Annotated in this window: 12 protein-coding genes and 2 pseudogenes; 5 read left to right on the top strand and 9 right to left on the bottom strand. The window is 60.4% G+C overall.

Annotated elements, in window-relative coordinates; translation table 11 throughout:
• The 5 genes and pseudogenes from VGP39_RS06525 to VGP39_RS06545 form a co-directional block, all read left to right on the top strand.
• A pseudogene (locus VGP39_RS06525) lies at positions 1-162 on the top strand (tripartite tricarboxylate transporter TctB family protein); the annotation flags it as partial.
• A 165-nt stretch (positions 163-327) separates the two neighbouring features.
• Complete coding sequence (locus VGP39_RS06530) at positions 328-1845, top strand: tripartite tricarboxylate transporter permease (RefSeq protein WP_327567288.1); 1518 nt, start codon at positions 328-330, stop codon at positions 1843-1845.
• A gap of 178 nt (positions 1846-2023) precedes the next feature.
• Positions 2024-2257, top strand: coding sequence for a hypothetical protein (locus VGP39_RS06535; protein ID WP_327567289.1), 234 nt, complete (start codon positions 2024-2026; stop codon positions 2255-2257).
• A 20-nt stretch (positions 2258-2277) separates the two neighbouring features.
• Positions 2278-3072 carry a hypothetical protein gene (locus tag VGP39_RS06540; RefSeq protein WP_327567290.1) on the top strand — a complete coding sequence of 265 codons (795 nt, stop codon included), beginning with the start codon at positions 2278-2280 and terminating at the stop codon, positions 3070-3072.
• 269 nt (positions 3073-3341) lie between these two features.
• Positions 3342-3650, top strand: a pseudogene (locus VGP39_RS06545) (PIN domain-containing protein); the annotation flags it as partial.
• 199 nt (positions 3651-3849) lie between these two features.
• Here the strand turns inward: VGP39_RS06545 and VGP39_RS06550 are convergent.
• The 9 genes from VGP39_RS06550 to VGP39_RS06590 form a co-directional block, all read right to left on the bottom strand.
• On the bottom strand, positions 3850-5043 hold the full coding sequence (locus VGP39_RS06550) for a CoA transferase (RefSeq protein ID WP_327567291.1): 1194 nt from the start codon (positions 5041-5043) through the stop codon (positions 3850-3852).
• Between the two features lie 161 nt (positions 5044-5204).
• Complete coding sequence (locus tag VGP39_RS06555; protein WP_327567292.1) at positions 5205-6104, bottom strand: hypothetical protein; 900 nt, start codon at positions 6102-6104, stop codon at positions 5205-5207.
• Complete coding sequence (locus VGP39_RS06560) at positions 6101-6781, bottom strand: acetyltransferase (protein ID WP_327567293.1); 681 nt, start codon at positions 6779-6781, stop codon at positions 6101-6103. Before VGP39_RS06560 ends, VGP39_RS06555 begins: the two co-directional genes overlap by 4 nt.
• Complete coding sequence (locus VGP39_RS06565; RefSeq protein WP_327567294.1) at positions 6778-7797, bottom strand: class I SAM-dependent methyltransferase; 1020 nt, start codon at positions 7795-7797, stop codon at positions 6778-6780. The genes VGP39_RS06560 and VGP39_RS06565 overlap by 4 nt, the downstream gene beginning before the upstream one ends.
• A 10-nt stretch (positions 7798-7807) precedes the next feature.
• Positions 7808-8497, bottom strand: coding sequence for a class I SAM-dependent methyltransferase (locus tag VGP39_RS06570; RefSeq protein ID WP_327567295.1), 690 nt, complete (start codon positions 8495-8497; stop codon positions 7808-7810).
• A complete protein-coding gene (locus tag VGP39_RS06575) occupies positions 8490-9131 on the bottom strand; it encodes an acyltransferase (protein ID WP_327567296.1) in 642 nt (213 codons plus the stop codon). Before VGP39_RS06575 ends, VGP39_RS06570 begins: the two co-directional genes overlap by 8 nt.
• Before the next feature lie 10 nt (positions 9132-9141).
• The gene (locus VGP39_RS06580) at positions 9142-10119 is read right to left on the bottom strand and encodes a glycosyltransferase family 2 protein (RefSeq protein WP_327567297.1); all 978 of its coding nucleotides are present in this window, start codon (positions 10117-10119) and stop codon (positions 9142-9144) included.
• Positions 10116-11654, bottom strand: a complete 1539-nt coding sequence (locus VGP39_RS06585) for an amino acid adenylation domain-containing protein (protein WP_327567298.1) — start codon at positions 11652-11654, stop codon at positions 10116-10118. Before VGP39_RS06585 ends, VGP39_RS06580 begins: the two co-directional genes overlap by 4 nt.
• Positions 11654-12391: an SDR family oxidoreductase gene (locus tag VGP39_RS06590; protein ID WP_327567299.1), complete on the bottom strand. Its 738-nt coding sequence runs from the start codon at positions 12389-12391 to the stop codon at positions 11654-11656. The genes VGP39_RS06585 and VGP39_RS06590 overlap by 1 nt, the downstream gene beginning before the upstream one ends.
• Between the last annotated feature and the right edge of the window lie 4 nt (positions 12392-12395).

Below are 12395 nucleotides of genomic sequence, written 5' to 3' on the forward strand. Positions count from 1 at the left end.
TTTCTGTTGATCGCCGCCTTCATGCGGATCGTCGGCAAGATCGCGCTGTGGAAATCGCTGCTCACGGCTTTCGTGTTCACGGCCATCATGTTCGTGACCTTCGATATCGCCTTCGACGTCATCATGCCGAAAGGGCCGCTGGAAGCGGCGTTGGGGCGATAGGGCCATCATGAAGTCGGTCAACAACCACGGCGTCATCCTGAGGTGCTCGCAGCGAAGCTGCGAGCCGCGAAGGATGCGTGATCCGGGCTGCCGCCCTTCGAGGCTCGGCGCTACGCGCCGAGCACCTCAGGGTGACGGAGCACCGGGCGGGATTTGGGGCGCATAATGGAAGCCTTCGGCCTGTTGATGCACGGTTTCGCCGTGCTGCTGACCTGGAAGACGCTGGCGCTGATGATGGTCGGGCTGGTGCTCGGGATTTTCGTCGGCGTGCTGCCGGGGCTCGGCGGTCCGAACGGCGTGGCGATCCTGCTGCCGCTGACCTTCACCATGGACCCGACCTCGGCGATCGTGATGCTGTCGTGCATCTACTGGGGCGCGCTGTTCGGCGGCGCCATCACCTCGATCCTGTTCAACATCCCCGGAGAAGCGTGGTCGGTCGCGACCACCTTCGACGGCTATCCAATGGCGCAGCAGGGCAGGGCGGCCGAAGCGCTCACCGCCGCGTTCACCTCCTCGTTCATCGGCTCGCTGGTCGCGGTGCTGCTGATCACGTTCCTGGCGCCGATGATCTCGTCCTTTGCGTTGAAATTCGGCCCGCCGGAATTCTTCTCGGTGTATCTGCTGACGTTCTGCTCCTTCGTCGGGCTTGGCCGCGAGGCCAAGCACAAGACCATCATCTCGATGTCGCTCGGGCTGCTGCTGGCCGGCGTCGGCATGGACACCGTGTCCGGACAGTTGCGCATGACCTTCGGCTCCAGTGAGTTGCTGCGTGGCATCAACTTCCTGGTCGCGGTGATCGGCCTGTTCGGCATCAGCGAAATTCTGTTGACCATGGAAGAGCGCCTGGCGCTGCGCGGCCATGCCGCGGCGATTAGCCTGCGCGTGGTGCTGAAGGTATGGCGCGATCTGCCGAAATACTGGATCACGCTGCTGCGCTCGTCCTTCATCGGCTGCTGGCTCGGCATCACGCCCGGCGGCGCCATCGCGGCATCGTTCATGGGCTACAATCTGGCAAAACGCTTTTCCAAGGATCCGGAAAGTTTCGGCAAGGGTCGGATCGAGGGCGTGTTCGCGCCGGAAACCGCGGCGCATGCTTCCGGTACCGCGGCGCTGCTGCCGATGCTGGCGCTCGGCATTCCCGGCTCGGGCACCGCGGCGATCCTGCTTGGCGGGCTGATGGTGTGGGGGCTCAATCCCGGACCGCTGCTGTTCGTCGAGCACAAGGACTTTGTCTGGGGCCTGATCGCGTCGATGTATCTCGGCAACGTGGTCGGCCTGGTACTGGTGCTGACCACGGTGCCGATCTTCGCCTCGATCCTGAGGGTGCCGTTCGCCGCGGTGGCGCCGATGATCGTGGTGTCCTGCGCGATCGGCGCCTACGCCATCCAGAACGCGATGTTCGACATCTGGCTGATGCTCGGCTTCGGCGTGGTCGGCTACGTGTTCAAAAAGGTCGGCATTCCGCTGGCGCCGTTCACATTGGCACTGGTGCTCGGCAGCCGCGCCGAGGACGCGTTCCGGCTGTCGATGATCGGCTCCGGCGGCACCATCAAGGTGTTCTGGTCGAACGGCCTGGTCGGCTCGATCACCACGCTGGCGATCGTGCTGCTGTTCTGGCCGGTGATAGACAGGGCCTTTGCTGGCGTCGGCCGGCTGTGGCGGCCGACGAAGGTAGAGGGCTAGCGAAGCCGCCGTAACCGAATGCTCCTGTTGCGTATCCGGGATACGCACATTATACTGATGTATAACAGGAAATCCAATGTCGGTTCGCAAACGCATCGAGAAATACCATAGCTCCGGCGGGGCCGCCGATCTTGTGAGGGTGGAGGTCCTTGTTCCGCCGTCCGCGCGGGAGGATGTTTTGCGTCTGGCCGCCAAGCTTCGGTCCGAGCATCGCGATAGTAAGGAACTGCGCAGGCTGTGTGATCGCGCGCTGTCGCTCTACGGCGCGCGCGTGCTCGGTAATGTCGATCTTGATCGCGTTCCAGGTTTGCGCGCCCGCGCCGGAGTCGTTGCGCGGGCGTTGATGGAGCGGGGTGACGCACGAGCGTTCGTGCTCGGTCGCGAAATTCTTGCTCAAGCCGGATCGCTCTGATGGCCTTGACTGACCTTCAGATGCGGATCATGCAGCGGCTTGCTTCGAACCGTTCCGAGACGAGCTATCTTGCCGGCGGCGTCATTCTCAACTTGAACTGGCCGCGCCGTTCCGACGACATCGATATCTTCCACGATACGGACGAAGAAGTCTCGCTCGCCGCGCTGAAGGATATCGCCGATCTGGAATCGGGCGGCTTCCGTGTCTCGGTCGACGTCAAGACCTATGGCCTGTTCGAAGCGACTGTATCCGATGATCTTTCATCGACGATGATTCAATGGATGAGCGAGACGAAGCTCCGCTTTTTTCCGCTGGTCAAAGATGAGCAATGGGGCCTGCGTCTGCACCAGTCGGACCTCGCGGTAAATAAGATATTGGCGGCGGCCAGTAGACGGAAAGCCCGTGATTTCGCCGATATCGTTGCGATCTGCGAACATATGTGCCCGCTCGGCCCGCTGGTGATGGCCGCCGCCGGGAAACCTCCTTCGTTCTCGCCGCAGAAGATCGTGGAGCAAATCCGCTGGCATGCGCAATCGATTCCGGATGATGAATATATGGCGGTGAAGGGATTGCCCGAGGATTGGACGCCGCAGTTCATCCGCTCGACGATCACCGGGCAGGCGGACCTTGCCGACGAATATCTTCTGGAAGCGCCGGTCGAGGTGGTCGGCGTTCTTGCGGTAGACCCCAAGGGGGTGCCAAGAGAAGTCACTGCCGAAGGTCTTGCCTCCGCAACCTTGCGCACGGCGACCAACGAACCGGATGTGATGCCGCAACCTGTCGAGTTCAGGACGACGGTCTGGAGCAAATCCTGAGTTAGGCGACACGCCCTTCGCTGCGCCTCATTGCCCTGTCGGTTCCGGCTAGTAGCCTGGAATTTGCCTGATATCGGTGGCGGTACGTCGGCCTGAACCTACCGCTTCGGCGGACTGGCGGTCGTCGCAAAATATTGGTCGATCGTTGCATTGGACGCCCAACAAGCCCCGATTTCCCGGGCTTGCTGCGTTACAGGCTGCGCTGAAATGCGACTTCGATGTTGATCTGCCCCGCGTCGACGGCCTGTCAAGCTGACCGATTTCGGCTGATGTTCCTGCTCGATACCAATGTGATTTCCGAACTGAGGCCGTCGGAGCGCGGGAATCGCAGTGTCGCCGCTTGGGCCGGCTCAATTCCCTTCGCTCGTTTCTTCCTCTCCGTAATTTCCATTCTGGAAATCGAGATTGGGGCGCTTCGACTCGCACGAAAAGATCCCGCCCAGGGAGCCGTCTTCCGAGCATGTATAGACGGACAGATTCTCACCCGCTTCGAAGGTCGTATCCTGCCGGTCGACATCGCCGTCGTGCAACGTTGTGCGCGCCTCCACGTGCCGAATCCGCACTCGGAGCGCGACGCGCTTATCGCAGCGACCGCGCCGGTTCACGGTCTGACGATGGTAACCTGCAACACCGCACATTTTGCAACCGCAGGCGTTGCATTGCTCAATCCGTCGGATCAATCGGTCGATCAGCCATTGCGAGCGAAGCGAAGCATCCAGTTCGGCTTAATCAGTCTGGATTGCTTCGTCGCAAGTGCTCCTCGCAAGGGCGGTGGTGCTACACCACCTTGGCATTTCGCAATTTCGCAATCTCGTCCGCGCCAAATCCGAACTCCGCGAGCACCTCGTCGGTCTGCTCGCCGAATTCCGGCGGCCGCGCCGCCATCTTGCTCGGGGTGCGCGATAGCGTCACCGGCTGGCCGACCAGGCGGATGTGGCGGTTCTCCGCATTGGGCACGTCCTGCGCGATGCCGAGATGTTTGACCTGATCGTCCTCGAACATCTGGTCGACCGAATAGATCGGCCCGCACGGCACGCCGGCCGCGTTGAGCTCCCTGACCCAGGTATCGGTGGATTTTGTCACGGTGAATTTGCCGATCTCGGCATTGAGCGCGTCGCGGTTCTTGGAGCGCGCAGGTGCTGTGGCGTAGTCGGGGTTGGTCGCAAGCTCCGGCGCGCCGATCGCCTGCGCGCAACGCTCCCAGATCCGCCCCCCGGTGGTCGCGATATTGATGTAGCCGTCCGAGGTCTTGAACACGCCGGTGGGAATGCTGGTCGGGTGGTTGTTGCCGGCCTGTTTCGGCAGGTCTTTTTCCATCAGCCATCGTGCGGCCTGGAAATCCAGCATGAAAATCTGCGCTTGCAAGAGCGAAGTCTGCACCCACTGGCCTTCGCCCGACACCTCGCGTTCCAGCAGCGCCGTGAGAATGCCCATGGCGCAGAACAATCCGGCGGTGAGGTCGGCCACGGGAATGCCGACCCGCATCGGGCCTTCGCCGGGCGCGCCGGTGATCGACATCAGCCCGCCCATGCCCTGCGCGATCTGATCGAAGCCGGGGCGCTTGTGATAAGGGCCGTCCTGGCCGAAGCCGGAGATGCTGCCATAGACGATCTTCGGATTGATCTTGCGCACGCTCTCATAGTCGATGCCGAGCTTGTTCTTCACGTCGGGCCGAAAATTCTCGACGATCACGTCGGCCTGCTTGGCGAGGCGCTGGAACACCTCCAGTCCCCTGGCATCTTTCAGGTTGAGCGTCATCGCCCGCTTGTTGCGGTGCAAATTCTGGAAATCGGAACCGCGGCGCGGGCCGCCCTGCTGCTCGCCGCCGGCGTCCTCCAGCAGCGCATCGATCTTGATGACGTTGGCGCCCCAGTCCGCCAGTTGCCGCACGCAGGTCGGCCCGGCGCGAACGCGGGTGAGATCGAGCACGGTGAAGCGGGACAGGGCTTTTGAGGCGCGCGGGAAGGCCATTCGAGACAGCTCCGGGGTTTCGACGAATTGAAGGCGTGGGTAAGGTCTATCCGATGCGCGCGGCGCCGAACCCGTCTTCTCCATAAGCGTTGCCATTGTACAGCAGGAAATTGCCCTTGGGGCAATCGAGCCGGCTTCGATGGGCGGCAAGACGCAGCGGGCTACAGGGCGCGGACCGCGAGGCCGAACCCGGTTCGACCGAATGCGTTACCCGCGTACAAGATGTACCGCGCGCCGCCGTGATCGAACACAAAAGGATACTCCACCATCTCGGAATCCCACCCCGATTCCGACACCGAAAGATCAGGTTCAGCCCGGCGGCGCCAGTTTATACCGTCACCGGACTCCGCGTAATAGATGCGATAGGCCTTGCCGCGCGCGCAAAACCACATCTTGTAGCCGTCGGCGTCCCTCATGACGCAGGGTTTGCAAATCGCATATTCTTCCGGGCCTGAAAAATCGATGGCGATCCGGTCGTTGCGCACCCAGTGAATGCCGTCGTCCGAGTCCGCGTATTTGATGAGGTGCCGCATGTCTTCCTTGACCGGCCCCCAGGCGATGTTGGAGCCATACCACATGCGAAACTTGCCGTTGTCGCAGAAAACCCACGGGTACGAGATCGTATAGGGATCGGTTTCGTCCAGCGGCATAACGGGAAATCGCGCGTGCCGCACGAACGGACCGTTCGGCTGCTCGCTGACGGCGAGACCGATCGCATTTTGCCACGGCACCGAAACGGTCAGATGCCAGCCCATGTAGTAGAGAAATCGTTTGTCGCCGGCCTTGACGATGCATCCGATCGATGCGCCGCTGTCATCGAACATGGCAAGATCGCCCGGCGTCAGAACCGGCCGGTCGGCGACCCGCAAGATTTTTGCGGGCTTGTTGATGTCGATCTCGACAAATCCTATGCTCGACCGGTTCTGTTCATCGCGGGAGCTGAAGTAAATTCGGAAAAGATCGCCTTCGATATGTTCGGCGACGGGATTCGCGGCATAGGATCGTGCCCACGGCAGGCTGCCGTCAGGCGCGTAGATATGGCCAAGCTTGCGCCAGCTCACAGTTTGCCCTTCGCCATCATCACGCGCATGAACGCGCTGCTATCGAGATCGATCGCTTGCGACGTCGACACATGAACGCTATTTTCTGTGGTGCTGGAGGCGACCAGCGCATTGGCGCCTATGAATGTGCGCTGGCCAAGCGTCAGCTTGTTGCCGACGGTCGCGCCAATGCCGAGAAAACAATAGGGCTGCACATCGACGTCGGCGGCCACCGTGACGTGCGACGCGAGCCAGCTATGATCTCCGATGGTGCTCAGATCGCCGATGTGATTGCTGGACCACATCACCACATTGTTGCCGATCTTGACGTCGAGTGAGATCGACTGGTTGTCCATGATAAAGCAGTTCTCCCCGACGTTGAGATCTTCCGCGCGATAGAAGTGGGAATTTACATAACTTATGAATCCGTAGCCTTTCTCTTTGGCTGACAGATATTTTTCCGCGCGCAAGCCATTCATCTTCTGATACCCCATGAGTATCAGGAGCTTGTACTGCTCCGGCGGAAATCGCCGCTCGATATTCTCGAAAGCCACAACGGGAAGATCGTGAAAGCTGTCGCGGTCAAGATATTTGCCATCGGCGGCAAAACCGCAGACTTCATGCTCGCTGTCGCGCTTGAGAAAGCGGAACGCCACGTCCGCACCGCGTCCGATACCGAAAAGGATGACCTTGCTCATGCGTCGCGGCTTTTGGTTGCGATGTCCCGCGACGCCTGGCTGCGGACCAGACGGTCGAGCCACTCGTGAACGCTGATCCCTTCGCTGGCGGCGGCCTGTCTCGCAAGCTCCTTGGCTTCCGGCGTGACGCCTTCCATCACGCCGTAATATCTCGACCTCATCGTGCCGCCGCGCCAGCCTTGATGAGCCAGATCGAGAGCGAGCGGCGGTGGTCCATCACCCTTTTTGAATGTGATCACGTAGAAGCAGTTCGCCATGATCCATCGGATATTCACCTCGCGCGCGGAAACGGGAAGGCTTTCCAGAGGCAGCTTGTGCGCAAAAAGCGGATTGTTGGTCGTGACGATCTTGCCGAAATCGACGTCGCGTAGCCACGGGCCGACTGATTCGTCGCCAAACAGAACCGTGCCGCCCGGCTTGACGACACGGGCAAACTCCTCGGCGGTTTTCTTGCCGTCGGAAAATTCATTGAAGCCGCCGAAATGAAAGACGGCATCGAAGAAGTCTGACGGAAACGGCAGGTAGGTTGCGTTTGAGATCGAATAATGCAGGCCGCAGCGAAAGTGCATCTCGCGGTCATATTCGCTCATCCGCCTGACGCAGGTATGAACCATCCCGGAAGACAAATCCTGCAGAAACAGCTCACCCGAAGCATCCAGTCTGCGCGCCAGACGGAAGCTGTCCCGCCCGGTACCGCAACCCACTTCGAGGATACGTGCGCCGGGCTTCGGGTCGATCATATTGACCATCAGTTCGCGGACCGTCTCCTCGTCCTCGTAAAGAGCGGCGAACTGCCAGTTCAAGGCGGCATCATAGATCCGCTCCGCCACGCGGTCGTATTCGTTTTTCGTTCGTGCTTCGATCTCGCTCAGCTCGGGAGGCCACAGCAGATTGGGCACGCCGTTCTCGATGGAAAAACGACCGCCATCGGTGGAAACAAGACAATCTTGTTCCAGACGCAGCGGCGCGTGCGATTGAGGTGCGCAATAATGTTGAACGGCCAAAGGTTTCATCATTTGCCCTTCATCACGCTTTGCGGCAGACGACGGTCCATACATGTTCTTCGATACCCCAGAAATCGTTTTGACACGAGCCGATCGCGAAATCTTTGAAAGCCGGCGCAAGTGCGGCTTCGATATCAGACTCCCGGTCGAATTTTTTCAGAATGCTGCCGTTGCGAAGGCCGTAGGGATCATTGGTGACTTCCATATGGCCGTCTCCGAGATCGCGGGCATTGCGAAGGATATAGCTTGTTGCCTTTGGTGCAGAGAACACGAAAGAACCGCCTGACTTGAGAACACGCGAAATTTCGCGGGCGTTATCCTCGAAACGAGTTCCCGGATCGACGTAATAGCAGGCATGACATGCGACGACATAATCGAAGAAGGCTGCGGCGAAGGGAATATCGTGGTTTCGTCCGACGCAGGCGGTGATTTCGACCCCGAGCCTATCCATTCGAGATGTCGCCAGCTTGCAGATTTCATCTGAAATCTCAACCCCGTACACACGCATGCCGAGGTTCTGAAGCAGCGGCATATTACGCCCGTCGCCGAAGCCGATATCGAGCGCTTTCTTGCCGATATAAGCGGAAGGGTCGGTCTTGTGTCTCGGATAGTTGCCGAGAAACGCTCGGACGACGAACTCCACGGGATAGACGTGGATCGGATTTCGCTTACGATAAAATTCGTCGTAATGCTGGCTCAGCCGATCATTCATTGTTTTCAAAGCGCCGATAGAGAAGCTTGGCAGAGTCCGGGCCGATCACCGAATGCGAGGGATAGTCTCCGCCGCGGCAAACGCTATTGGCCCCGATCACGCTGTTGCGGCCCACGCGCGTTCCCATAAGGACAGCCGCGCCGGCGCCGATCCACGAACCTTTGCCTATGGTTATCGGCTGGCCGCGGCCGTTGGGTTGCTGCATGATAGGCACCTGGGGATGACTGAAGCCATGGTTGTTGTCGCCGATATAGACGCGCTCCGACACCAGAACATTGTCTTCCAGCGTAATGGAAGACGTGCATGACAGGAACGCGAACCGCCCAATCTGGTTTTCACGGCCAATTTCGATACGCGACTTGTAGATATAGCCGGATCGCTCGAAGTCCTGCCGGTATCTTGGATCGATATAGTTGATGAGAAACGAAAGGTCGGCGAACGCATTGATATGACATCCTTCGCGAATTGCCGTGACATCCCCGATAACGATATTTTGCGGATTCAGAATTCTAAATGGGGGAAGGATTTTCGCATCGACCCCGAAATAGGCGAACAGTTTCTTGTCCGCTGCCGTAAGCGGCGTTTGCTTCTCCAGCAGGACATTTCCACTTTCAATCGGCGTACTGGCGGACATCTGCGGCGGCCTACATTGCATCGGTCGAGGCTGGTTCCCGGCCGGGGTTGGAGTCAAGGCGTTGTGCGGGAGACCGGATGCTGTGAACGCGCCGCACGATCGTGTACGGCCGATTTTTGGTCTCGACGAAGATTCGTGAGATGTAGATTCCGATCACGCCGAGACAGAACACGATAATCCCGCCGACAAACCAGATCGACACAATCAGCGAAGCCCACCCTACCGCGGTGTTGCGAATGAATTTTTCCAGAATGACAAAAACGCCGAGTGCAAAGGACACGCACGACACGATCATCCCGAACGCGACCATGAGATGCAGCGGAACGGTGCTGAACGAGGTGATGCCGTTGAGGAAGCTGGCGAGACGCAACAGCGTCGAGTAACTGCTCTCCTTGCGGTGACCTTTCGCAATGGCAATTCCGACTTGGCGGAATCCGGTGATCACCCACAGGCCGCCGATGACCACGTTGCTTTCCCGGTGCAGCAGCAGTGCATCGACGTATTCACGCCGCATCAGCCGGACCGTGCAATGATTGGCGGGAATATCGATGGAATAGAGCTTGTTGATCAAATACCAGGCGATTCTGCCGCCGGCGCTTTCCACCATGCCGCCTTTGCGGGTTTGCTGAAATCCGTATGCGACATCGCAGCCGGTCGACTGCATCCTGTCCAGAAAGGCGCCGAGCAGCGCCGGATCCTCCTCGAGGTCGCTGTCGATCAGGAAACAAAGCTCGCCGCTGGCATGGTCGAGCCCGGTCATCAGGGCCTTGTGATGGCCGAAATTGCGCGACAGTTCGACCACGCGGAGGCGGCCGTCTGTGCTTGCGAGCGCACAGGCGATGGCGAGCGAATTGTCGGGCGAGCCGTCATCGACCATCACGATCTCGTAGTCGTCGGTAATGCGTCGGGCTGCTTCCGACGCGCGCCGATAAAATTCCTCGACATAGGTCGCCGATTTGTAGAGCGTGGTGACGACTGAGAGCCTCATCGCTGATCCGCCTGCTCCAGAAGCGCTTTGGCCGCGTTGCGGTCGATTTTTCCATTGGCATTGCGCGGCAGTTCATCGAACTGAACCGCCCGCGCCGGCCGCATATAGGCCGGAAGCTTCTCCCTGCAAAGTGCAAACACTTCTTCTGCAACCACGGCGCGGTCGGCCATGTAGGCCACGGCGATTTCGCCGCCGTCGGCGCCCGCAAGCACCACCGCGACGGCGCGCCGAACGTCGGGAACGCTCTGCACCGCCAGATCGATCTCTTCGAGCTCGATGCGATGGCCGCGGATTTTCACCTGATTGTCGACCCGGCCCTGAAACCACAGACGCCCATGCTCATCCTCGCGCACGCGATCGCCGGAACGATAGTAGATCGCGCGGGTTTTGTCCTGCCGCGGATCCTGACAAAAACGCGCCGCGGTCTCCTTGAGATCGGCATAATAGCCCAACCCGACGCAGGGACCGCCGATCCATAATTCCCCGGCCTGCCCGCGGGGCAGGGGCGCCTGCCGATCGTCCAGCACCGCGTAGGTGAAATCAGGGTGCATTGCTCCGAGCGGAGGGAATTCGTCGTCCGAGGCGGTCAAGGTTTGTGGCGTGATTTCGATGCTTGAGCAGATGCAACTGGTTTCAGTGGGGCCATAGACGTTGACGAGGCGGGCGCGTCCCGAAAAGCGGGCATGGAAATCGCGCAGCTTGCCGACCGGATAACCCTCGCCGCCGAACTGAAACGTCCGGATGTCGGGTAACGCCTGCGGCGTCAGCAAACCAAGCTGGTCGAGAATCAGAAACAAGGTCGGCACCGCGAACATCACCGTCGCTTTGCCCGTACGAATGGTTTTGACCCAGCTCGCCGGGTTGGTGATTTCGGATGTCTCGACCGGCAGCAAGGCCGCGCCGTTGAGCAATCCGCAATAGATATCGAACACCGAATTGTCGAAATGCAGCGGATTGACGCCGGTGAAACGCTCGCGCGGCGAAGCGCGCAGCATGTCGCGCGCCCATTTCATCAAGCTCAAGACACCACGATGCGGGATGACGGCGCCCTTCGGCTCTCCGGTAGAGCCAGACGTGAACATGATGTAGGCCGGATCGCCACCGGTGACGGTCGATGGGCTGTCATCGCCTGCGGCGCGATCGAATCCCGCGATCCAGCCTTCGCTATCTTCCTTCGAAAGGGTCAGCGCCATGCCGAAGCGATTCGGCGCCCCGGTTTCACTGAACAGAATCTTCGGACGGAGCCGGTCGACCATCCGCGCGCTGCGCTCAGGCGGATTGTTCGGATCGAGAAATACATAGGGCGCGCCGAGTCGCAGGCATGCCAGCAGCAACGCATACGCAATGCGGCGCTTGGGCAATTGCAGGGCTACCACATCGCCGTGCGCGACGCCGCGCGCGGCCAGCGCCGCCGCGCAGTGCAGCGCAAGTATCCGCAATTCTCCGAACGAAGTGATGCCGTCGCCGAAGATCAATGCCGGGGCTGCGGCATCGGTATCGGCATGCGCGGCGAACGCGTTCCACAAATTGCTCATCAGAGGCGCAGGCCTCCGTCCAACTTCACGATCGTGCCGTTGGCGAACGCATTGGCTGCGAGAAATTCGATCGCGCCGATGACGTCTTCGACCCGACCGAGACGGCCAAGCGGAGTGTTCCGCGCGTAGGCCTGGAGCCGTTCTTCTGCGACTGCGGTCCTGGTTGTGGGGACATCGATGAAGCCGAGCGCAACGGCGTTGACGCGTACGCCAAGCGGCCCCAACTCGACGGCCATGGTGCGGGTGAGGCCCTCGATGCCGGCTTTTGCCGCGCCATACGCGGCCTGACCGGCATTGCCCCGGCTTGCGATCGAGGAAAAGTTGACAATCGATCCGCCACCGCGCCGGACCATGCGGGCTGCGACTTGCGTGGCGACGACAAACGGCGCGGTGAGATTGGCATCTGTCACCTTGCGCCATGTCTCAAGGCTGTGGGTGGCGAACTTCGTGCCGCGCAATGCCAGTACCGGTTCATTCCAGATCAGGCCGACGGCATTGACCAGCAGCGCGATGCCCTCGTTTGCCTGGATAATGTCGGCGAGCGCCTGCCGCACCTCGGCCTCCACCAGAAGATCGACGGTGCTTGCCATCACACCCGGCGCCGGCGCCGCTCCGTCAAACGTCCGGTCGAGGCCGAGCACCCGACGGCCTCGGGAAGCGAAATGCGATGCGAGCGCGCTGCCGAGCGCGCCGCCGGCTCCCGATATGACAACCCACTGATCGTCCGTCAGCGCCATGGAC

Origin of the sequence: Bradyrhizobium sp. (assembly GCF_036009065.1) — a bacterium.
Classification (GTDB): domain Bacteria; phylum Pseudomonadota; class Alphaproteobacteria; order Rhizobiales; family Xanthobacteraceae; genus Bradyrhizobium.

Bases quoted from the DNA above. Each gene is read 5' to 3' on its own strand.
- VGP39_RS06570 (WP_327567295.1), bottom strand. From the start codon at position 8,497: ATGAATGATCGGCTGAGCCAGCATTACGACGAATTTTATCGTAAGCGA.
- VGP39_RS06565 (WP_327567294.1), bottom strand. From the start codon at position 7,797: ATGATGAAACCTTTGGCCGTTCAACATTATTGCGCACCTCAATCGCAC.
- VGP39_RS06560 (WP_327567293.1), bottom strand. From the start codon at position 6,781: ATGAGCAAGGTCATCCTTTTCGGTATCGGACGCGGTGCGGACGTGGCG.
- VGP39_RS06540 (WP_327567290.1), top strand. From the start codon at position 2,278: ATGCGGATCATGCAGCGGCTTGCTTCGAACCGTTCCGAGACGAGCTAT.
- VGP39_RS06550 (WP_327567291.1), bottom strand. From the start codon at position 5,043: ATGGCCTTCCCGCGCGCCTCAAAAGCCCTGTCCCGCTTCACCGTGCTC.
- VGP39_RS06575 (WP_327567296.1), bottom strand. From the start codon at position 9,131: ATGTCCGCCAGTACGCCGATTGAAAGTGGAAATGTCCTGCTGGAGAAG.
- VGP39_RS06580 (WP_327567297.1), bottom strand. From the start codon at position 10,119: ATGAGGCTCTCAGTCGTCACCACGCTCTACAAATCGGCGACCTATGTC.
- VGP39_RS06585 (WP_327567298.1), bottom strand. From the start codon at position 11,654: ATGAGCAATTTGTGGAACGCGTTCGCCGCGCATGCCGATACCGATGCC.
- VGP39_RS06590 (WP_327567299.1), bottom strand. From the start codon at position 12,391: ATGGCGCTGACGGACGATCAGTGGGTTGTCATATCGGGAGCCGGCGGC.
- VGP39_RS06530 (WP_327567288.1), top strand. From the start codon at position 328: ATGGAAGCCTTCGGCCTGTTGATGCACGGTTTCGCCGTGCTGCTGACC.